Annotated in this window: 22 protein-coding genes; 10 read left to right on the top strand and 12 right to left on the bottom strand. The window is 69.8% G+C overall.

Annotated elements, in window-relative coordinates:
- Window positions 1-17 precede the first annotated feature (17 nt).
- Window positions 18-1,511, bottom strand: coding sequence for a PfkB family carbohydrate kinase (locus NV348_RS33905; protein ID WP_447150563.1), 1,494 nt, complete (start codon window positions 1,509-1,511; stop codon window positions 18-20).
- Window positions 1,512-1,737: 226 nt separating this feature from the next.
- On the opposite strand from NV348_RS33905, the gene NV348_RS33900 reads away from it, so the two are divergent.
- A complete protein-coding gene (locus NV348_RS33900) occupies window positions 1,738-2,136 on the top strand; it encodes a hypothetical protein (protein ID WP_447150562.1) in 399 nt (132 codons plus the stop codon).
- A 4-nt stretch (window positions 2,137-2,140) separates the two neighbouring features.
- Here the strand turns inward: NV348_RS33900 and NV348_RS33895 are convergent, their stop codons facing one another.
- Genes NV348_RS33895 through NV348_RS33885 form a run of 3 tightly spaced genes read right to left on the bottom strand, consistent with a single transcriptional unit; the run spans window position 2,141 to window position 4,493 of the window.
- Window positions 2,141-3,220, bottom strand: coding sequence for a quinone-dependent dihydroorotate dehydrogenase (locus tag NV348_RS33895; RefSeq protein ID WP_447151209.1), 1,080 nt, complete (start codon window positions 3,218-3,220; stop codon window positions 2,141-2,143).
- A gap of 8 nt (window positions 3,221-3,228) precedes the next feature.
- A complete protein-coding gene (locus NV348_RS33890; protein ID WP_447150561.1) occupies window positions 3,229-3,483 on the bottom strand; it encodes a DUF5703 family protein in 255 nt (84 codons plus the stop codon).
- A complete protein-coding gene (locus tag NV348_RS33885) occupies window positions 3,483-4,493 on the bottom strand; it encodes a YncE family protein (RefSeq protein ID WP_447150560.1) in 1,011 nt (336 codons plus the stop codon). Before NV348_RS33885 ends, NV348_RS33890 begins: the two co-directional genes overlap by 1 nt.
- A 162-nt stretch (window positions 4,494-4,655) precedes the next feature.
- Between NV348_RS33885 and NV348_RS33880 the strand changes: the two genes are divergently transcribed.
- The 4 genes from NV348_RS33880 to NV348_RS33865 are packed head-to-tail and all read left to right on the top strand — an operon-like array spanning window position 4,656 to window position 8,316.
- Window positions 4,656-5,012 carry a hypothetical protein gene (locus tag NV348_RS33880; protein WP_447150559.1) on the top strand — a complete coding sequence of 119 codons (357 nt, stop codon included), beginning with the start codon at window positions 4,656-4,658 and terminating at the stop codon, window positions 5,010-5,012.
- Between the two features lie 6 nt (window positions 5,013-5,018).
- Complete coding sequence (locus NV348_RS33875; RefSeq protein ID WP_255588263.1) at window positions 5,019-5,552, top strand: WKL family lipoprotein; 534 nt, start codon at window positions 5,019-5,021, stop codon at window positions 5,550-5,552.
- A 20-nt stretch (window positions 5,553-5,572) separates the two neighbouring features.
- A complete protein-coding gene (locus tag NV348_RS33870; RefSeq protein ID WP_447150558.1) occupies window positions 5,573-7,651 on the top strand; it encodes an MMPL family transporter in 2,079 nt (692 codons plus the stop codon).
- Between the two features lie 44 nt (window positions 7,652-7,695).
- Window positions 7,696-8,316 (top strand): alpha/beta hydrolase, encoded by a 621-nt coding sequence (locus NV348_RS33865; protein WP_447150557.1) that lies wholly within the window; start codon window positions 7,696-7,698, stop codon window positions 8,314-8,316.
- A gap of 42 nt (window positions 8,317-8,358) precedes the next feature.
- Here the strand turns inward: NV348_RS33865 and NV348_RS33860 are convergent, their stop codons facing one another.
- The 6 genes from NV348_RS33860 to NV348_RS33835 form a co-directional block, all read right to left on the bottom strand.
- The gene (locus NV348_RS33860) at window positions 8,359-9,147 is read right to left on the bottom strand and encodes an SDR family oxidoreductase (RefSeq protein WP_447150556.1); all 789 of its coding nucleotides are present in this window, start codon (window positions 9,145-9,147) and stop codon (window positions 8,359-8,361) included.
- 71 nt (window positions 9,148-9,218) lie between these two features.
- Window positions 9,219-9,794: a TetR/AcrR family transcriptional regulator gene (locus NV348_RS33855; protein ID WP_447150555.1), complete on the bottom strand. Its 576-nt coding sequence runs from the start codon at window positions 9,792-9,794 to the stop codon at window positions 9,219-9,221.
- A gap of 48 nt (window positions 9,795-9,842) precedes the next feature.
- Window positions 9,843-10,742 (bottom strand): heme ABC transporter ATP-binding protein, encoded by a 900-nt coding sequence (locus NV348_RS33850; protein WP_447150554.1) that lies wholly within the window; start codon window positions 10,740-10,742, stop codon window positions 9,843-9,845.
- A complete protein-coding gene (locus tag NV348_RS33845) occupies window positions 10,739-11,860 on the bottom strand; it encodes a FecCD family ABC transporter permease (RefSeq protein ID WP_447150553.1) in 1,122 nt (373 codons plus the stop codon). Before NV348_RS33845 ends, NV348_RS33850 begins: the two co-directional genes overlap by 4 nt.
- Window positions 11,857-12,870, bottom strand: coding sequence for a heme/hemin ABC transporter substrate-binding protein (locus NV348_RS33840; RefSeq protein ID WP_447150552.1), 1,014 nt, complete (start codon window positions 12,868-12,870; stop codon window positions 11,857-11,859). The genes NV348_RS33845 and NV348_RS33840 overlap by 4 nt, the downstream gene beginning before the upstream one ends.
- A gap of 17 nt (window positions 12,871-12,887) precedes the next feature.
- The gene (locus tag NV348_RS33835) at window positions 12,888-13,865 is read right to left on the bottom strand and encodes an aldo/keto reductase (RefSeq protein WP_447150551.1); all 978 of its coding nucleotides are present in this window, start codon (window positions 13,863-13,865) and stop codon (window positions 12,888-12,890) included.
- Between the two features lie 229 nt (window positions 13,866-14,094).
- Between NV348_RS33835 and NV348_RS33830 the strand changes: the two genes are divergently transcribed.
- The 5 genes from NV348_RS33830 to NV348_RS33810 all read left to right on the top strand — a co-directional run bounded on the left by NV348_RS33830 (window position 14,095) and on the right by NV348_RS33810 (window position 17,686).
- Window positions 14,095-15,036 (top strand): undecaprenyl-diphosphate phosphatase, encoded by a 942-nt coding sequence (locus tag NV348_RS33830; RefSeq protein WP_447150550.1) that lies wholly within the window; start codon window positions 14,095-14,097, stop codon window positions 15,034-15,036.
- A 31-nt stretch (window positions 15,037-15,067) separates the two neighbouring features.
- Window positions 15,068-15,778, top strand: a complete 711-nt coding sequence (locus tag NV348_RS33825; protein ID WP_447150549.1) for a histidine phosphatase family protein — start codon at window positions 15,068-15,070, stop codon at window positions 15,776-15,778.
- Window positions 15,779-15,828: 50 nt separating this feature from the next.
- Complete coding sequence (locus NV348_RS33820; RefSeq protein WP_447150548.1) at window positions 15,829-16,416, top strand: DUF3090 domain-containing protein; 588 nt, start codon at window positions 15,829-15,831, stop codon at window positions 16,414-16,416.
- Window positions 16,417-16,420: 4 nt separating this feature from the next.
- Window positions 16,421-17,218, top strand: a complete 798-nt coding sequence (locus NV348_RS33815; RefSeq protein ID WP_447150547.1) for an SCO1664 family protein — start codon at window positions 16,421-16,423, stop codon at window positions 17,216-17,218.
- A 198-nt stretch (window positions 17,219-17,416) separates the two neighbouring features.
- Window positions 17,417-17,686 (top strand): hypothetical protein, encoded by a 270-nt coding sequence (locus tag NV348_RS33810; protein WP_447150546.1) that lies wholly within the window; start codon window positions 17,417-17,419, stop codon window positions 17,684-17,686.
- 68 nt (window positions 17,687-17,754) lie between these two features.
- Here the strand turns inward: NV348_RS33810 and NV348_RS33805 are convergent, their stop codons facing one another.
- Together NV348_RS33805 and NV348_RS33800 are read right to left on the bottom strand one after the other, a co-directional pair.
- Window positions 17,755-18,594: an alpha/beta fold hydrolase gene (locus NV348_RS33805; protein WP_447150545.1), complete on the bottom strand. Its 840-nt coding sequence runs from the start codon at window positions 18,592-18,594 to the stop codon at window positions 17,755-17,757.
- Entirely contained in the window at window positions 18,591-19,019 is a 429-nt protein-coding gene (locus tag NV348_RS33800) for a helix-turn-helix domain-containing protein (protein WP_447150544.1), read from the bottom strand. Before NV348_RS33800 ends, NV348_RS33805 begins: the two co-directional genes overlap by 4 nt.
- Window positions 19,020-19,170 lie beyond the last annotated feature (151 nt).

Here is a 19,170-nt window from a genome sequence, read left to right as displayed (position 1 = left end):
AGATGAACGCCGCGACTTTACCCCTGGTCCGGTCCAGGGGCCGCGTACAGCCGGACGATGCGGTCGATCTCGTCGACGCTCGGCATCGAGACCGCCACCGCGCCGAGTTTCTGCGTCGGGATCATCGCGGCCGTCGTCCATACGTAATCGGCTGCGACCAGCGGGGTTCGGGCATTGACGAGCCGGTACGCGAGGGCAGCGGTGAAGGCCGCCGCGGCACCCACCGACGCCTTGAGCACCTGCGGAAAGTGGTCGACGACGGTCTCCACCGTGTCGGAAGAGACCGCGCACCGGAAGTTCTCGACCGTGCACACGGTGCCGACACCGAGGCCGCGCAGCAGCCGCGCGATGTCGTCGGCGGACTCGGTGGGGACATCGGGCAGCAGCGCGGCCAGCTGGCCCGCGGTGCCGACGAGGTAGTCGACCACGCCCAGATACTGGTAGAGGCCCTGCGGCACCGCCATCGACGGCGTCGGGCACACGATGACCGGCGGTTTGGGATGCATCCGGGCCACCACCGACAGCACCTGTTCGATGATCGCCGGCGGCGGCTCGAAGCTGAGGATCACCACGTCGGAGGCTTCCAGCGCGGACCGCAGCTCGGGGCGGTGCACGTCCTCGTCCTGGAGCTGGACCCGGCTGTCGCGGCAGCCGATCATGCGGGATTCGCCGTTGGGTGTCAGCACCACCGCCGTCACCAGTGACGGTGCGAACGGGACCACCTTGATCAGGTCCAGCCGGACCCGTTCGGCCTCGATGAATTCCAGGATCCGGCGGCCGTATTCGTCGCCGCCGACCGCGGAGACCAGATGCACGTCGATACCGAGGCGCGCGGCGGCGACGGCCCGGTTGAGGCCCTTGCCGCCGGGATGCCCGGTGAAACTGCCGTTGGACGCGCCGTCGGGGGCGGGAAACGCGTCCACCCGGTAGAGGTGGTCGATGACCGCGTCGCCGAGGACGGTCACGACACCGCGCGGCGCAGGCACCGCCTCCGCGGGCTGACCGGCCGCCGGTCCGGCCATGGGATAGCCGGAGTCGGTGGCCAGCAGGCCGGCCAGGGCGGTGAAGGCGCCGTGCTCGGACACCGTGCGCAGGCGTTTGACGGTCGGGGTCTCGGGGACCGGGTCGACGTCGAGCTGGGTGTGCAGCGCGACCCACTGCTCGGTCAAGGCCTCTCGACGTTCGCCGAGGTTGTCCGCATACAGGCGTTCGACATCGATACCGACGCCGGGGCGGTCACGAAACAGACCGAGCGAGAGCGCGGCGTCCACGATCAGCCGGTCGGTCGGGGGCAGCCACTGCGCGACTTCGCGCACCACCGGCAGAATCGACGCTTCCGGACTGTCCCCGGTCCGCCGGGCGTGTCGGCGCACCGACAGCAGCTCGAGCAGGGGCGCAGCGTCGATCTCGGTGTGCCGCAGCCGTTCCGCGCTCAGGCCCGAGTACTTGCCCAGCCTGGTCAGGATGCTGCGAATGGCGGCGACGCGAGCATCCTGGGGGACCATCGGCATGCTGCCTCCCATGACCTGACGGCGGCCCGAGCGCCTCGGCGAGGCGGCGGACGCCGCACTGCGATCGCCACAATGCCGGGTTTGCCGCGCCCGGTTTGCGGCAATTACCTCTCTACAATGGCAATTGACCGCGACAAAAGGCAAATGCCACACTGGGATACGGGGAGCGCATGCCCCGCCAGACTCTCGGAGGGTGCGACTCCCGGCCGGGGAAGGCAGGTCCGCGATGACTATTCACAGCACCGACGACACGCTGCGCAGCGACCGCACGCCGGAATTCGCGCAACGCGTCGGACCCGATACCTGGCGGTTGAGCTGGCTGCCCGAGTTCACCGTCACCAGGGAGCAGGCGTGGGCGGGGATGGAACTCGACGAACTCGTCAGCGACCTCGCGGCCGCCCACGATCGCCTCGCGCACGCCGAGATCAGCGCCCGCGCGGACGTGCTCGGGATCATCTGGCAGCAGGCGCTGATCAAGCTCGCCAAACGCGTCGACGAGCGCGCCCGTGACGACGGCGATTCCGTGCACGACCCCCCGGCGCCCGCGCACTTCCCGAGCCGGCTCCGGCCGACGCGTCTGCTGGGCGGACGCGACGACCGGGCACCACGGGCGTACTACGGATAGATCCTCAGGCCGACGGCGTGCGGTGCTCGGCGCCGACCGCGTCGGCCAGCGAGCGGAAGCCACCCGCACGCAGGTTGGCGGCGATACCGCGGTGGATCCGGGTGGTCCAGAACGGGCCGCCGTAGATGAAACCGGTGTAGCCCTGCAGCAGGGTGGCGCCGGCCAGGATGCGGGCCCAGGCCTGCTCGGGGGTCTCGATACCGCCCACCGAGATCAGCACCAGCCGGTCGCCGACGCGGGCGTAGAGGCGGCGCAGGACTTCCAGGGACCGCTCGGCGACCGGCGCACCGGACAGGCCGCCCGCGCCCATCGCCTCGACCTCGGCGGCGGGAGTCGCCAGGCCGTCACGGCGGATGGTGGTGTTGGTGGCGACGATGCCGGCCAGGCCCAGCTCGACGGCGAGGTCGGCGACGGCGTCGATGTCGTCGTCGGACAGGTCGGGGGCGATCTTCACCAGCACCGGGACGCGGACGCTGTCCAGCACGGCCTGCAGGATCGGGCGCAGCGATTCGACCGCCTGCAGGTCTCGCAGCCCGGGGGTGTTGGGGGAGGAGACGTTGACGACCACGAAATCGGCGAGCGGGCCGAGCAGCCGGGCGCTGGTGGCGTAATCGCCTGCCGCGGCCTCGGGCTCGGTGACCTTCGTCTTGCCGATGTTCGCGCCGATCGGGACCGTGGGGTGCGCGCCGTGCAAGCGGGCGGCGGCCGCAGCGGCGCCGTGGTTGTTGAAGCCCATCCGGTTGATCAGGCCGTGGTCGGCCGGCAGCCGGAACAGGCGCGGCGCCGGGTTACCCGGCTGCGCGTGCGCGGTGACGGTGCCGATCTCGGCGAAACCGAACCCGAGCGAGCCCCAGGTGTTCGCGCCGTCGGCGTTCTTGTCGAAACCGGCGGCCAGCCCGAGCGGGGCGGGGAAGTCGACGCCGAAGGCGGTGGTCGCCAGGATCGGATCGTCGACGACGGTGAGCTTGCGTGCCAACCAGCGGGTCGGCGGGAACCAGGTGGCGAACCGCAGGGCCGAGAACACCAGGTGGTGCACCCGCTCCGGCGGGATCAGGAACATCAGGCGTAGTAGCAGGGCGTACATGGGTCGGCTCACATTCCGGGCTCGGGCACAGGCAGGACGGCATTCTTGCGGCGGCGCAACAACACCCGGCGGCTGCCGTCGGTGTAGGCACGCACGCGCGACAACTCCCAGCCACCGAATTCGGCCTGGATGGCCAGCCGCATCGAGGCGGTGACCCGATTGACCTCCGGTGGCAGACGCAGGGGCACGTATTCGTAGTCGTCGTTGCTGGTTTCCCAGCTCGGCGGTATCGCCGAGCGCGCACCGCAAGATCTGGCGGCCATCACTGCCCTCTCTTCCGCTCGTCCGCGCCGATCCGCTGCAGACCGTCGCCCGCGGCCGAGGCCACGAACAAGTCGCCGGTGCGGGGGTCGACGGTCACCGCGTCGGGCTGGCGCAGGGTCGGGAATCGTCCCACCTCGACACCGATCCCGGTCGACAGGTCGTAGCCGACGACCTCGTTGCTCTGCGTGCAGGTCACCCACACCGTGCTGGACCGCGGATCGTAGGCGAGCGCGTAAGGCGATGATGCTACCGGGAATCGCTGCCGCAGCACGAGCGGCCCGGCCGAGTAGACCAGCAGTTCGCCGCCCGCGGTATCGGTGACGATGATCCGTCCCTCCGGGTCGGCGATCGCGTTGGCCGCGCCGTCGCCCGCGCGCAGCATCAGCCCGAGCGCGTCGTCGCGCACGCTGACGACGGCGGTCTGCTTGCGGTCGAGGACGGTGATGTTCTCGCCGGTCAGGGCGATCGCGTCGGCCGAGACCAGGCCGGTGACGGTGCGCGCGACGCTGCCGTCGGGCCGCAGTTCGACCACCTTGCCATCGGCCGTGCCGATCACCAGATTGCCGTCGGTGCGTGTTTGCACACTGTGCACGTCACCGTCGACGGCGACCTCGGTGATGGTGCCCGCGGTCGCGTCCACCCGCAGCACGCGGTTCGGCGCCGCGACGAGCACTTCGCCCGGCGTGCCCTGGGCGAGCGCGGCGCCCGCGGCGGGCAGGGCGACAGTCCGTGCGGTGGCGGGCGCGGCGGGGTCGATCAGCGAGAGTGTGGTGCCCGCGGTGTCGAGCGCGGCGAGGCGACCGGTCTCGCGTTCGGCCAGCAACGCTTTCGTCGCGGTGGCGGGGACGACCTGTCCCGCCGGGGCGGTAGCGGTGGCGGGGGAGACGGCCGCGGTGGCGGGTTCCCTGGTCGGCACATCCGGGGCGCCGTCCTCACCGGCGCATCCGGTCAGCAATACCAGTGCCGCCGCGCCGACCAGCGCTGAGGCGACCGAGCCGCGAGGGCGCATGCACCGAACTCCTAATCTCACGAGGTGACCGCTGATCACCATCTGACCATGATGACTCACCGGTAGCTCCGACCGGGTGGCGCGCGTCGGGCCTGTCGGTGACCCGGGTTACTGTTGACATGTCGACAATCCGTCACCGGCGAACGGCAGGAGATCAGCGCGATGACCGACCGGACAACCGCGGGTTTCGGCATCGATGACATCTCCGTCGGCCCCTTCGCCCACGGTTTCGGCACCACCGACGACGGCCGCCCCTTCACCTTCCGCACCCGTCGCGCCACCCTCACGGTGCAGATCTACCGGCCCGACCTGGGCGAAGCAGTGCCCGGCACCGACGATGTGGTCGCCGTCGCGCAGGCTCAGGTCACCGATATCGATCTCTGCGACGAACGCAGCGTCACCGCGTTCGTGCGCGACCTGATCCACGACGCGATCCCGGTCCGGACGGCCGCGCCGCGGGACACCACCACGATGCGCAGCATCCTGGGCCGGATCAGCGCGGTCATTGATGGTATGTAGATGGTGATGTCTTCCACATTTTTCGCCAGGGCCGCTGCGGCCACCGCCTGCCTCACGGCCCTCGTCGCTCTCACCGCCTGCGGTGGGGGCACCGACGAGGCCTCGGTCGACGCCGCACGGTCTTCGGCCAACGCCTCCCTGTCCGCCTCCATCGCGGTTTCGTCGAGCAAGGCCAACGTGCCGCTGCCGAGCGCCGCGGAACTCGACGCGCAGATCAAACGCGCGCTCGATCCGAACCTGCCCGATGTCGAACGCACCGATCTGATCGAGGACGGCGCCGCGTTCAAGGACGCGATCCCCGACATGTACAAGGCGCTGCGGGACAATCCGCACGCGGTGTACGGCGTCGTCGACCCGGTCTTCGACAATCGTGACGGCACCCTGACCGCCACCATGCGCCTGGACAAGGACGGTTCGGGCACCAATATCCGCACCACCATCGTGCATTTCGTGCTGCTCGACGGGAAGTGGAAGATCTCGCGCACCGATCTGTGCGGCATTCTGCGCTCGGCCGACTACCGCACCGCCGCCTGCGGCTGACGATGCGGGAATCGCGTTCGATGCGGTGGGGCCGATTCGTCCACCGCCACTGCTACCTCGTGCTCGGATTGTTCGTCCTGACGGTGCTCGTCTCCGGCTGGTTCGGCCGCGATATGGCGGGCCGCTACACCCAGGAGGGCTGGTTCGACGAGTCCAGCGAGTCGGTGGCGGCGTCGAAGCTGGCCGACGACATCTTCGGCCGGGACACCGACGGCGATTTGATCGTCATCTACACCGCGCCGCCGGGCACCACCGTCGACGATCCCGCGGTGCGCGGGCCCGTCGTCGCCGCGCTCGCGGACCTGCGCGCGCGCTACGGCGAGCGCATCCACAAGATCGACAGCTATTGGGACAGTCCGTTCTCGGCGAACGCCTCCGATCCCACCAAGCAGCACGCGTTCGCCAGCATCGGCCTGGCCGGCGGCGGCGGAACGGCCACCGTCAACAACTATCTGGCTCTGAAGCCGCATCTGAACGCCGACGTTCCCGGTGCCGGACCGGGCGGCACGACCGTGCAGCTGGCCGGGCTGCAGCCGGTGGTCGAAGGCATCAATATCGGGATGCAGCACGACATCCGGCGCGCGGAGATCATCGCGCTGCCCATCGTGGCGATCCTGCTGTATTTCGTGTTCGGCGGGGTGATCGGGGCGCTGCTGCCGGTGATGATCGGCGGGCTCACCGTCCTGGGCACCTCCGGCATCCTGCGGTTGCTCACCGCCCATATCGAGGTCAACGTGTTCGCCAGCGCGGTGATGACGCTAGTCAGCCTGGGCTTGGCGATCGACTACGGGCTCTTCACCGTCACCAGGTTCCGGGAGGAGCTGGCGGCGGGCCGCAGCGTGGAGGAGGCGACCGCGCGCACAGTCGCGACCGCGGGCCGTACCGTGCTGTTCTCGGCCGCCATCATCGCGATCAGCCTCGGCGCGCTGTTCATCTTTCCCAACGGCGTCCTGCGGTCGGTGCCCTACGGCGGCATCTCCGCGGTGATGCTGGCGGCGCTGCTGTCGGTGACGGCACTGCCCGCCGCGCTGAGCATCGCGGGCAGGCGCATCGACTGGCTGGGCTGGAAACGGTTCTCCCGCAGCAAGACCGAGGCCGAGATCGATGCCGGGTTCTTCTCCCGGCTGGCCCAGTGGGCGATGCGGCGGCCGTGGGCGGTCGTCATCCCGATCGTGCTCGGCCTGCTGGCATTGAGCATTCCGTTGCGGCATATCGAGTTCGGTGGGATCAGCGAGAAGTATCTGGCCGCGGACAATCCGGCGCGCGTCGCGCAGGAAGACTTCGACCAGCTCTTCCCCGGATTCCGCACCGAACCGCTGAAGCTGGTCGTGGTGAACGCGACACCGCAACAGCTCAGCGACATCCGCTACGAGGCCAACCAGGTGCCCGGGCTCACCGGCCGGTTCGAGCCCGCCGCGCCGACCAAGGACGGCGTCAACGTGCTCTCGGCCGGGCTCGGCGACAAGCGCGACGCCGACCAGGTGATCGACACCCTGCGGGCCCTGCCCGAGCCGCCGGGCGTGCAGATCATGGTCGCCGGTATCCCGGCATTGGAGCGAGACAGCATCAACGGACTCATCGACGGACTGCCACTGCTGCTGGCGATCCTGATGGCGGCCGCGCTGGCGATGATGGTGATCGCCTTCCGGTCGGTGATCCTGGCCGTGAAGGCTGTCGCGATGAGCGCGCTCAGTCTGGTCTCGACGCTGGGCGTGCTGACCTGGATCTTCGTGGAGGGACACGGGTCGGGGACCTTCCAGTTCACCCCCGGCCCGCTGATGTTCGCGGTGGTGGCGTTGATCGTCACCGTGATCTTCGGATTGTCGACCGACTACGAGGTGTTCCTGCTGTCACGGATCGCCGAGAAACGGGCATCGGGCGCCGACGCCACCGAATCCATCCGCTACGGCGTCGCCCACACCGGCGGCGTGATCACCTCGGCGGCGGCGATTCTCATCGTGGTCACCGGCGCCTTCGGATTCTCCGATCTGGTCCTGATGAAGTACATCGCCTACGGCATGATCGTGGCACTCATCATCGACGCGACGATCATCCGCATGGTCCTCACCCCAGCCTTACTCAAGATCATCTGGCGCTGACCACTATCTCGCCGGCACCTTCCTGCGGGTGTTTGGATGGTGCCGTGCCGAAACCGTCGCATGCCTACCGATTCCTCGCCGGTACCGACACCGCTCGTGCTCCGCTCGTCCTGTTCCACGGCTCGGACGGCACCGAAGCCGATCTGCTGCCGTGGGCGGAGGACATCGCGCCGGGAGCTGCGAGGCTTGGCGTCCGCGGAACCGTCGTCACGCAAGGTGGATACGCGTTCTTCCGTCGATTTCCGGATCGCCGGGTCGACGAGGCGGACCTGGATGCCCGGGTGCCGGTGCTGGCGGAGTTCATCGAAACATCGTGCGCCCGGCTCGGTTTCACCCGGCCGCCGGTCGTGGTCGGGTTCTCCAACGGCGCGATCATGGCCACGGCGCTACTGATGGCCCACCCCGGGTTGCTGGCGGGGGCGATTCTGTTCCGGCCGCTGTCGCCGTTCACCGACGATGCTCGCTATCGGTCGGATCGCACGCCGGTGCTGATCGTCGACGGCGCGAACGACGACCGCAGGTCATCCGGCGACGGTCGGCGATTGGCCGAACGGCTGCGGCGGGCAGGTGCACCGGTGACCCATCGCGTGCTGCCCGTCGGTCACGCGATGACCGCGGAGGACATCACCCTTGCCTGCGAGTGGCTTCGAGCGTGCGAACTGTGAACCCGGCGCCAGGACTCGGTGAGTGCTGGCGCCGGGGCGGGGTCAGGTGGTCTTGATGATGCCGCCGTCGATGACGAAGTCGGCGCCGACGATATTGGTGGCGTTGCCGGAGGCGATGAACGCGATCAGGGCGGCGACTTCCTCGGGTTCGGTGATGCGGCGCGAGGCGATGTCGAACTGGGTCGGCAGCGCGTCGAGAAACTGTTCTTGTGAGACGCCCTGGACGGAGGCCAGTTTGGCGCCGATGCGGTGCTCGTCACGCCAGATCCGGGTGCCGACCGGGCCGGGGGAGACGGTGTTGACTCGCACCCCTCGGGGGCCGAACTCTTCGCTGAGGCGCTTGCCGAAGGACGACAGCGCGGCCTTGGCCTCGCTGTAGCCGACCGGGCCCGAGTTGGGGACGTGGGCGTTGATCGAGGACACGTTGACGATGGTGCCGCGCCGGTCGAGGAGGCTGGGCAAGGCGGCGCGGGTGGCCCAGATCGCACTGAACAGGTTGAGGTCGAGGTAGTGGCGCCACTGGTCGTCGGTGCTGTGGAGGAAGCCGTCCAGGCCGAGCCACTCCGGGTCGCCGCCGCCGACATTGTTGACCAGGATGTCGATCCCACCGAGTGTCTCGAGGGCGGTCTCGATGACCGAGACCGCGCCCGCAAGCGTGCTGAGGTCGGCCGAAACGGTAGCGGCCGAGACTTTGTCGAGTTCCGGGGTGATGGTGCGGGCCGCGCCGACGACGCGGACACCTGCCTCGGCGAAGGCTTCGGCGACGGCGAGACCGATGCCGCGGGAGGCGCCGGTGACGACGGCGGTCTTGCCGGTGAGTGCGAGATCCATGGAAGTACTTTTCTTGAACTGCAGGTCAAAAATATGGACAGGCGGATGCCGCTCGATGGCGGAGTGGGAATTCAGAGGACGGTCAGCGCGACGTCGACGAGGCGGTAGAGCTCCGGGGTGTCGTTGGTCTTGGCCATGATGCGCAGGCCGGCGCTGGTGGTGAACAGCAGTGCAGCGACCGCGGCCGGGTCGATGCCGGCATCGACGTCACCGTCGCGGCGGCCCTGGTCGATGCGGGCGGTCAACGTCGCGACGATGCGGCGCTCGATGCCACGTAAGGTTTCGGTGATCGCGGGGTCCTGGCCGCCGAACTCGGCCGCGGTGTTGACCGCCAGGCAGCCGCGCCGGATCGGGGTGGTGAAGTCGAGATCCACGGCAGCCCGCAGATAAGCGCGCACGCAGTCGCGGGTGGAACCTGGTCGGGACATGTAGTCCTCGGCCATGGCCACGCCCTGCCGTCCGTAGCGCTCGAGCGCTTGATCGAACAGGGCGCGCTTACTGCCGAAGGTGTTGTAGAGACTGCCTTTTCCGATGCCGGTGACATCGGCGAGCTGGGCAGGGGAGGTGTTGGCGTAGCCGTGGGACCAGAACTGGTCCATGGCGCGATCGATCACCGTGTCGGCGTCGAAGTTGCGCGGTCTGGCCATGATTCGACCGTAGACGTTTTATACCTAGAGGTCAATAACTAACCCGGATCAGTGGTGGCCGCGCTCGGGGAGGACGAGTTGGGCGCCGGTGATCGGGTGGTCGAAGACATCGACCGGGTGGCGGTAGACCTCGGTGAGCAGTTCGGGGGTGAGGACCGTGCGCGGTGGGCCGTCGGCGGCGACGCGACCCGCGTCGAGCACGGTGACCCGGTCGGCGTAGGCGGCGGCGACACCGAGATCGTGGACGACGACCACCACGGCCGCGCCCTCGGACGCACGGGTCGCGGCCAGGCGCAGGACGGCCTCCTGGTGGCCGAGATCGAGCGCGGCGGTCGGCTCGTCGAGCAGGAGGGTGGCGGTGTCCTGGGCGAGGACTCGCGCCAGCGCGACCCTGGCGCGTTCGCCGCCGGACAGGGACGGGAAGATCCGGGTGGCCAGGTGACTGACGTCGGTGGCCGCCAGTGCGGCGGTGATCAATTCGGCATCGTTGTCGGCGGCGGTCGTGTGCAGCCACGGTGCGCGACCCATCGCGACGACCTCGCGCGCGGTGAACGGGAATCCGACCGCGTGCGATTGCGGCAGTACCGCACGGCGGCGGGCCATCTCGGCGGGGGACCAGTGCGAGAGCGCGTGGCCTTCGAGTTTCACGGTGCCGGAGTCGGGTTCGAGCTCACCGGCCAGTGCGGCGAGCAGGCTCGACTTGCCCGCTCCGTTCGGGCCGACCAAGGCGACGATCTCGCCCGCTGCCACCTGGAAGTCGACGTTCTCGAGAACGGTCCGGCTACCCCGTCGAACGGTCAGACCGGCCGCGCGCAGGGTGACCGCGCCGCGTTCCGGCCGACTCGGGACCTCGGGTGTGCGGGCGAACAGGCCGCGCCACGATCGGGTGCGACGCGGGGGAGTGACCGGCGTGGCCACAGCCGGATCGTGGGGTCGGATATCGGTCATCCCCAGCCTCCCGCACGGGCCCGGGTGCGGCGCAGCAGCCAGAAGAAGAACGGACCGCCGATGAGCGAGGTCAGCATGCCCAGCGGGAGGTCGGCATTGTCGACCAGGGTGCGCGCGACGACATCGGCGCCGAGCAGCACCACCGCGCCCAGGATCGCGCTCAGCGGCACCAGCACACGATGGCCCGGCCCGACCAGCATGCGCACCACGTGCGGCACGATCAGCCCGACGAACAGGATGATGCCGCTGAACGCCACGCCCGCCGCGGTCAGCACGGCCACCACCACGATGACCTGCCTGCGCAGCCGCTCGACGTCGACACCGAGGTGCCGGGCCGCGGAGTCGCCCAGCGCGAGCAGATCCAGGCGCGGCGCGATCAGGACGGCGGCGAGCACACCGGCCGAGGCGAGGACGGACACGATCGCCACCGACGACCAGGTGGCACCGTTGAGACTGCCCAACTGCCAGAACACGATCTGGTCGCGTGCGGCGGGGGTGGCCACGAACAGCAGCAGGGCGATCAGACCGCCCGCGAACGCGTTGATCGCGACACCGGTGAGGATCAGGGTCACCACCTCGGTCCGCCCGCCCGACCGGGACAGCAGATACACGAGCACGGTGGTGAGCAGTCCGGCGGCGAACGCGGCCGCGGCCACCGACCAGGCCGCGACGAACGCACCGCCGACGACGATGACCGTGCCTGCGCCGACGGCCGCGCCCGCCGACACCCCGATCACGCCGGGTTCGGCGAGCGGGTTGGCGAACACGCCCTGCAACAACGCCCCCGCCGTCGCCAGCGAGGCCCCGACCAGGATCGCGAGGATCACCCGCGGGAACCGCACCTCCCACAGCGTCACCTCACCGGCCGGATGGGCGGTCATCGGACCCAGATCGAGCCCGATCCGGTGCGCGACGCTGCCCAGCACCTCGGCCGCGGTGGTCGGCACCTGACCCAGCACCGCCGACACCAGCGCCAGTACCACCAGGGCGAGCAGCGCGACGGCGAAGACGACGGCCACCCGGGTGGTCCGGTGCCGCGGGTCCGGCAGCGGGTCCGGCGTCGCGTCGTCGATCCGCGGGGCGTCCGCGGACTTCGTCAGGTCGGGCGCATCGCTCATGCGGGCTTGCCGTAGACGGCGTCGGCCAGAGCGGTGATGACGCGGCCGGTGTTGGGGCCGAAGCTGAGCACCACCGCGTCGGCCATGTCGACCACCCGGTGATTGCGTCCGGCGGGCGTCTGGGCGATGCCGGGCACCTTCACCAGTCCGTCGACCCCGCCGACCGACGTCAGGCCGTCCGACATGACCAGCAGTACGTCGGGCGCCGCGGCGATCATCGCCTCACTGGTGATCGCGGTGAACTGTTCGCTCACCCCGGACGCGGTGCCCGCGTCGATCCCGCCGATGGCGGTGATCAGCGAGTCCGCACCCGATCCGGGGCCCGCGATCATGGTGATCGCGCTGCTGCGCAGGTACAGGAAGGCGATCTTGGGCTGCGGGTCCTGCTTCGGCACCCGGGCCGTGGCGGCGGCGATCTCGTCGCGGGTGCGCTGCCCCAGCCGGGTGCCTGCCTCCGGCACGCCGAGCGCGGCGGCGACCGCCTCGATCTGCGGGACCACGCCGTCCATGGTGCGTTGCGGGTCGAAGTAGACGACGTTGACGCCCGCCGCGCGCAGCTGCTCGCGGACGGCCGGTGCGGCGCTGGTCGTGTCGGTGAGGAACACCGACGGGCGCAACGCGAGCACGGCTTCGACACTCAGGCTGCCGTTGCCGCCCGCCACGTTCGGCACGTTCGCGACGGCGGGGAAGGACGCGGAGGTGCTGCGGCCGACGAGGTTCGCGCCGAGCCCGAGCGCGTACACGGTCTGGGCGAGGGTGCCGTAGCGGTCGACGGCGATGATCCGCGAGGTGTCGGTGATGGTCACCTCGCTGCCGTCGAAGGATCGCGCGGTCACGGGTAGCTGCGGCGTCGGTGCTGTGCCGATCGGGACCGGGTCGAGGTCGGTCAGCTGTGCGGTCACCGGGCCGCCGGTGGTGGCAGTCGATGCGGTATCGCTCCCGGTGCAGGCGACGGCGCCGGTCAGCACCGTCGCCGCGAGCATCGCCGTCAGCACACCACGCAGTTTCATGAAGGTAAGGCTAGCCATCATTCGGAACGGGCGCTCACATCGTCCAGGGCCGCCGCGATCGCGCGGGGCAACTCGAGGGTCTCGGCGGCCAGCACGCCGGTGAGCTGACCGATGTCACGGGCACCGACGATCATGCTCGCGATGCCGGGCCGGTCCCGGATCCAGGCCAGTGCCACCGCCAGCGGCGAGGTGCCGAGGCCGTCGGCCGCGGTGACCAGCGCGTCCACCACCCGCGTCGCCCGCTCGTCGTCGAGTCTGCGCCGGATCTCGGCGGCGGTCGCCTCGTCCGCGCCCCGCGAGTCCGCGGGTACCCCGTCACGGTACTTGCCGGTGAGAATGCCCCCGGCCAGCGGCGCCGAGGCGATGATGCCCACCCCATGGTGGCGGGCGGCCGGGATCACATCGGACTCGGTGCCCCGCGCAAGCAGCGAGTACGGCGTCTGCGCCGCGGTGATCGGTGCGATGGCCGCCAGACTGGCCAGCTGCCAGGCCGCGAACCCGCGCACTCCCGCATAGCGGGTGCGGCCGGTCCGGACCGCGATCTCCAAGGTCGCCGCGACCTCGTCGAGCGGGGTGTAGGGGTCCCAGGCGGCGATGCTCCAGATATCGAGGTGATCGGTGCCGAGCTCGCGCAGCGTGCGGTCGAGCTGAGCGAGCAGGGTCCGCCGCGACGCGTCGACCACCGGACCAGTAGCCGCCGGTGCCGGGACGGAATCGCCGACCCCGGCGCCGGGCGCGTGCAGCACGACCCCTGCGCTGCCGCTGAGCACCAGCTCGTCGCGCGCGACCAGATCGCCGAGCAGATCGGCCAGGATCCGCTGCGCCGCGCCGTTGCCGTAGACGGGGGAGAGATCGACGAGCGTGCCACCGGCCTCGGTGAACGCCGCCAACTGCACAGACGCCTCGTCGGCGTCGGTATGGGTCCCCCAGGTATGGGTCGCCAAGCCGATTCGCGACACCCGAAGGCCGCTGCGTCCCACCGTCCGCTGTTCCATCACCGCGCCCGCGTTTTCGTCACGACGACCAGCCTAACGGGCAGCCCTCGGCCGCCTTCGCCGACGACCCGTGGCGTCGCGCACTCTCAGCAGATCCCTAGGTGGGCGGGCGGCACCGGCGGAGCCGGGCGGGTAGGGTCGCTGCGGGATCGCGGCCCCATACGGCCGCAAGTGAAGCAAAAGCTCAGGAGGACGCGGTCTTTCGGGCACTAGTTAGCAGGAGGACGCGGTGGGCGAGTCGATGACCTGGATACAGGCATTGGTACTCGGGCTTGTGCAAGGACTCACCGAGTTCCTGCCGGTCTCCTCTTCGGGGCATCTGCGCATCGTCTCGGGCGTGTTCTTCGGCGACGACGCGGGCGCCTCGTTCACCGCCGTCACCCAGCTCGGCACCGAGGCCGCTGTCCTGGTGTACTTCGCCAAGGACATCTGGCGGATCATCGTCGCGTGGTTCACCACCCTCGGCATGCGCTGGCGCGAACGGTCCCAGCGCGAAGTCGCGGTCGCCGACCGGGTCACCACCAGACTGCCGGTGATGGATCGCAGTGCCCGCGACGCCTACGAGCGCGACACCCAGCGCGAACTCGACTACCGCATCGGCTGGTACGTGATCATCGCCACCATCCCGATCGGTGTGCTCGGATTCCTGTTCAAGGACGAGATCCGCACCGGCGCCCGCAATCTGTGGCTGGTGTCGTTCATGCTGATCGCGTTCGCGCTGGTGATCGCCGCCGGTGAGTATTTCGGCAGCAAGACCCGTCCGATCGAGCAGTTGACCACCCGCGACGGCCTGATCATGGGCCTGGCGCAGTGCCTGGCGCTGGTACCCGGCGTCTCGCGCTCCGGCGCCACCTCCACCGCTGGTCTGTTCCTCGGCTTGGAGCGCGAGGCGGCCGTCCGGTTCTCGTTCCTGCTCGCCATTCCCGCGGTCACCGCCTCGGGCCTGTTCAGCCTGCCGGATGCTTTCGAGCCCGCCGGTGAGGGCCTCAATGCCAGCGGCGCGCAGCTGCTGGTCGCGACGATTCTCGCGTTCGTCGTCGGCTACGCCTCGGTCGCCTGGTTGCTCAAGTTCGTCGGCAAGCACTCGTTCTACTGGTTCGTGGGTTACCGGATCATCCTCGGCCTGGTCGTGATGGGCCTGCTCGCCGCGGGCGTCGTCTCGGCGACCTGAGCCGTCGGACACTGATGGTTAGGCTGGTCCCATGACGGTGATCCTGCTCCGGCACGGAGTGTCCACGTCGAACACCGCGCGGACCCTGGCCGGCCGCACTCCCGGTGTCGAACTCACCGACCGCGGTACCGAGCAGGCCGCGGCGGTCGCCGACCGGCTGGCGACGCTGCCGATCGAACACATCGCCAGCTCACCGTTGTTGCGTTGTCAGCGCACGGTCGCCCCGCTCGCCGAGAAGCTCGGCCTCGAGCCCGAGCACGACGAACGGCTCATCGAGGTCGACTACGGCGAGTGGACCGGCCGTGCGCTGGCCGAACTGCTCACCGAACCGCTGTGGAAGGTCGTGCAACGGCACGCCTCCGGTGCGGTGTTCCCCGGTGGGGAGGGCCTGGCCCAGGTCCAGCAGCGTGCGGTCGCCGCGGTCCGCGACACCGAACGCCGGCTGTCCGAGCAGGCCGGCCGTGACGTGCTGTGGGTGGCCTGCGCGCACGGCGACATCATCAAATCGATCCTGGCCGACGCACTCGGCCTGCATCTGGACAGTTTTCAGCGGATCGCGGTGGAACCCGCCTCGATCAGCGTCGTCCGGTACAGCCCGGTCGGGCCGTCGGTGTGGAAGTTCAACGACACCGGCGCCGACCTGTCCGCCCTCGCCGTCATCGCGCCGCCGACTCCCGGTGGAGAGGTGGCGAATGCCGCGGGCGCGGATAATGGGAATGCGGGACACCGCGATTCTCCTTAGAGGGAGGGTGTTCGTGAGTGTCGAACAGGGTCACGTATCAGGAGGTGCATGTGTCACGCGCAATCCATGTATTTCGCACCCCCGATCGTTTCGTCGCCGGTACCGTCGGTGAGCCGGGCGATCGTTCGTTCTACCTGCAGGCCGTGCAGGAACCGCGCGTGGTCAGCGTGCTGCTGGAGAAGCAGCAGGTGAAGGTGCTCGCCGACCGGATGGGCCTGCTGCTCGACGAGGTGGCCCGCCGCTTCGGCGCCGAGGTGCCGCCGCAGGGCGAGGACGTCCGCGATGTCGCGCCGCTGGTGACCCCGATCGACACCGAGTTCCGGGTCGGCACCATGGGTCTGGGCTGGGACGCCGACGCGGGCGCCGTGGTGGTGGAACTGCTGGCGATCACCGAGACCGAGGTCGACGAATCGGTGGTGCTCGACGACACCGAGGAGGGCCCCGACGCCGTGCGGGTGTTCCTGACGCCCATCCAGGCCCGCGAATTCGCGTTGCGGTCGGCGCGGGTGATCGCGGCGGGCAGGCCGCCGTGTCCGCTGTGCGGTGAACCGCTCTCCGCGCGTGGGCACATGTGCGTGCGCACCAACGGCTACAAGCGCGGCGAGATCTTCGGCACGGCCGAGCTCGAAGAGGAGTGATCCGGTGACCGCACTCACCGAAGGCGAGCTGGACATCGTCGGCCGGGTCGGCGTCGCCAGCAACCTGACGCTGGTGTGCGAGATCGCCGCGCCCGAACCCGACGGGGCGCCGCTGCGCGTGGTGTACAAGCCGGTGCGCGGGGAACGTCCGCTGTGGGACTTCCCGGACGGCACGCTCGCCGGCCGGGAAGTCGCCTCCTATCTGATCTCCGAGCAGCTGGGCTGGGGTGTCATCCCGGAGACGGTGTTGCGGGACGGGCCGTTCGGGCCCGGCATGGTGCAGCGCTGGGTGACCTCGGTCGACCACCACACCGAGACCAAGCCGCGCCTGGACCTGGTCGACCTGTGCAGGCCGGGCACGGTGCCCGACGGGTTCTGCGAAGTGCTGCGCGCCCTCGACGGCGAGGGCAACGAGGTGGCGCTGATCCACGCCGACGATCCACGCCTGCAGCGGATGGCGGTGCTCGACCTGCTGCTCAACAACGCCGACCGCAAGGGCGGGCACGCGCTCGAAGGCGTCGACGGGCAGGTGTACGGCGTCGACCACGGCATCTGCCTGCACACCGAGCCGAAACTGCGCACGGTGCTGTGGGGCTGGGCCGGACGCCCGGTGCACGACTCACTGATCACCGACATCGCCGCGTTCGCCGCGAACCTGCCCGGCGCCGTGGCCGATTCGCTGGCCGAGCACATCACCGACGCCGAGATCGCCGCGCTGACCGAACGCACGAAGGAGCTGCTCGAGCATCCGGTGATGCCGATCCCGAACTCGTCGCGCCCGATTCCCTGGCCCGCGTTCTGATCCCGGAGTGGCCCTGACCCGGTCTGCCTGCGCGTCTCCGAGTACGCCCTGGGCGCCACGCGTTTCGACGACCCTGTCGACGATTCCGGCCCACGGATCCGCTGACGTCGGGTATCTTGAGGCTGCTTTTCCGGGTCGGGGCCGGTGCTAGTGTGCTCCAAGCACTTTCGTCATTCCACGCAAGATCAGAGGAAATCTATGTCGACCCGATCGATCGTCACCACCTCCGCCGCCGCGCTGCTGCTCTCCGGCGCTGTCGCCGCCGTCGCCGCGCCCGCGCAGGCTTTCCCCAGCGGCTGGTGGAGCGAGAAGACCTACGTGTGCACCGCCACCGACCGCAACACCGGTGCCCCGCTGCCCGACGTCACCGTGCAGGCCGCTGATCAGGTCGGCGCCTCCTTCTACGCGCTGCCGCAGTTCGGCCCCGACGTCGACGGCGCCAACGTGCAGTGCTACCTGCAGGCGTGATTCTCCGATGAGCTCGGTGTCGCCGCTCCCGACGCGCGGCGACACCGAGCCGTCGCCCCGCACCCGGTTCAGCCGGAGTGCGCGCTGAGAAAACGCTCGACCTCCGCGGTCTGTCCGAGCACCGCGTGACCCACCTCGGGCAGCACGCGCACCTCGCCTCGCGCGAAGCAGGCCCGCGCCCGTTCGGCGGTGCGCGCCGAATCGAAGAGCACGTCACGACCGCCCACGATGACCAGCACCGGGATGTCCACGGTGCGCAGGTCCGTGTCGGCGAAGATCGGCAGCCGGCCGGTGCGCGGCGAGAAGTGCCGGAAGGTCGACTCCACCTCGTCGAGGACTTCCGCGTCGTCGATGCCGAGCACGAGGCGCGCGGAATCGCGCACGCTCTGCCTGCCGATCAACCGCAGAGCCATGCCCTTGATCAACCACCCGAATCGCTGCCCGCCGAGGCCGCCGGGGCACAGCAGTGCCAGCGCGCCGACCCGGCCGGGCCTGCGGAGCACGAAGTCCAGCGCGGTCCATCCGCCCAGGGACATCCCGACGAGGGCGAACGTGGTGAGCCCGAGCGCGTCGACGGTCTCGGTCAACCAGCTCGCGGTCTCGTCGCTGGTCAAGGCCAATCGGCGGGGCGCGCTGAATCCGGGCTCGCCGGGCAGATCCACCGCGTAGACGCGGTAGCGGGTCGACCAGTCTGCGATATCGCCACGCCACGCGCTCGCGTTGGATCCCGATCCGTGTAGCAGGACCAGCGGAGGCGCGTCCACCGGCCCGGAGGCCACGACGAATGTCTCGCCCGCGGCGGTCGGGATCCGGAGCTCCTCGTGCGGGACCGGCCAGGCGTCGAGGTGGGCGCGGTAGCGCGCGGCGATGGACCGGCGGCCGGTCTCGGAGGTGTAGATGCCGGTCATGGGGTGAGGACTCCGTCCATGTAGTCGAGCAGCCGGGCGGTGTCGGCGAGGCCGCCGAGCAGGATGACCTTGAGACGCGAGCGCCCAGGGTCGTAGCTGGTTTCCACGCGCAGGGGCCTGCCACCGGGCCCGCGCGTGCCCGCCGCACTGGTGAGCAGGGTGGTGATCCGGTCCGCGGTGGCGCGGTCGACGGCGTCGATCTCGACGATGCAGGACGCGTCGGCGTGCGTGTCGGTGGTCTCGGGCGCGCGCGGCGCGGTGATCGGCAGGCCGGTGAACGCCTCGAGGTCGTCGTGGGCGATGCGGTACTGCTTGCCGATGCGCGCCGCGGGAAGTTTGCCGTCGCGGACATAGCTGCGCACGGTGCGGACATGCAGTCCGAGCACATCGGCGACCTGTTCCACCGAGTAGAGGCGATCCGTCATGAAACAACCGTAAACGAACCTGTGCATAGGTAGCAATAGGGATGTTTAAGTAAGTGCAATGTGTGACAATGATCGCGAAGTGCCCGTATCGACAACCAGGTGCGCAGGTGAGGGGCGTCGTGACCGGCAATTCGTCCGCCACCGCCGTGAC

It is taken from the genome of Nocardia fodinahabitans, assembly GCF_052983615.1.
The sequence above is the reverse complement of the archived record's forward strand: the minus strand, read 5'-3'. Positions and strand labels throughout refer to the sequence as shown.

Bases quoted from the DNA above. Each gene is read 5' to 3' on its own strand.
- NV348_RS33845 (WP_447150553.1), bottom strand. From the start codon at position 11,860: ATGAGCGATGCGCCCGACCTGACGAAGTCCGCGGACGCCCCGCGGATC.
- NV348_RS33870 (WP_447150558.1), top strand. From the start codon at position 5,573: ATGCGGTGGGGCCGATTCGTCCACCGCCACTGCTACCTCGTGCTCGGA.
- NV348_RS33825 (WP_447150549.1), top strand. From the start codon at position 15,068: ATGACGGTGATCCTGCTCCGGCACGGAGTGTCCACGTCGAACACCGCG.
- NV348_RS33875 (WP_255588263.1), top strand. From the start codon at position 5,019: ATGTCTTCCACATTTTTCGCCAGGGCCGCTGCGGCCACCGCCTGCCTC.
- NV348_RS33840 (WP_447150552.1), bottom strand. From the start codon at position 12,870: ATGAAACTGCGTGGTGTGCTGACGGCGATGCTCGCGGCGACGGTGCTG.
- NV348_RS33855 (WP_447150555.1), bottom strand. From the start codon at position 9,794: ATGGCCAGACCGCGCAACTTCGACGCCGACACGGTGATCGATCGCGCC.
- NV348_RS33905 (WP_447150563.1), bottom strand. From the start codon at position 1,511: ATGCCGATGGTCCCCCAGGATGCTCGCGTCGCCGCCATTCGCAGCATC.
- NV348_RS33850 (WP_447150554.1), bottom strand. From the start codon at position 10,742: ATGACCGATATCCGACCCCACGATCCGGCTGTGGCCACGCCGGTCACT.
- NV348_RS33810 (WP_447150546.1), top strand. From the start codon at position 17,417: ATGTCGACCCGATCGATCGTCACCACCTCCGCCGCCGCGCTGCTGCTC.
- NV348_RS33800 (WP_447150544.1), bottom strand. From the start codon at position 19,019: ATGACGGATCGCCTCTACTCGGTGGAACAGGTCGCCGATGTGCTCGGA.
- NV348_RS33890 (WP_447150561.1), bottom strand. From the start codon at position 3,483: ATGGCCGCCAGATCTTGCGGTGCGCGCTCGGCGATACCGCCGAGCTGG.
- NV348_RS33900 (WP_447150562.1), top strand. From the start codon at position 1,738: ATGACTATTCACAGCACCGACGACACGCTGCGCAGCGACCGCACGCCG.
- NV348_RS33880 (WP_447150559.1), top strand. From the start codon at position 4,656: ATGACCGACCGGACAACCGCGGGTTTCGGCATCGATGACATCTCCGTC.
- NV348_RS33805 (WP_447150545.1), bottom strand. From the start codon at position 18,594: ATGACCGGCATCTACACCTCCGAGACCGGCCGCCGGTCCATCGCCGCG.
- NV348_RS33895 (WP_447151209.1), bottom strand. From the start codon at position 3,220: ATGTACGCCCTGCTACTACGCCTGATGTTCCTGATCCCGCCGGAGCGG.
- NV348_RS33885 (WP_447150560.1), bottom strand. From the start codon at position 4,493: ATGCGCCCTCGCGGCTCGGTCGCCTCAGCGCTGGTCGGCGCGGCGGCA.
- NV348_RS33835 (WP_447150551.1), bottom strand. From the start codon at position 13,865: ATGGAACAGCGGACGGTGGGACGCAGCGGCCTTCGGGTGTCGCGAATC.
- NV348_RS33860 (WP_447150556.1), bottom strand. From the start codon at position 9,147: ATGGATCTCGCACTCACCGGCAAGACCGCCGTCGTCACCGGCGCCTCC.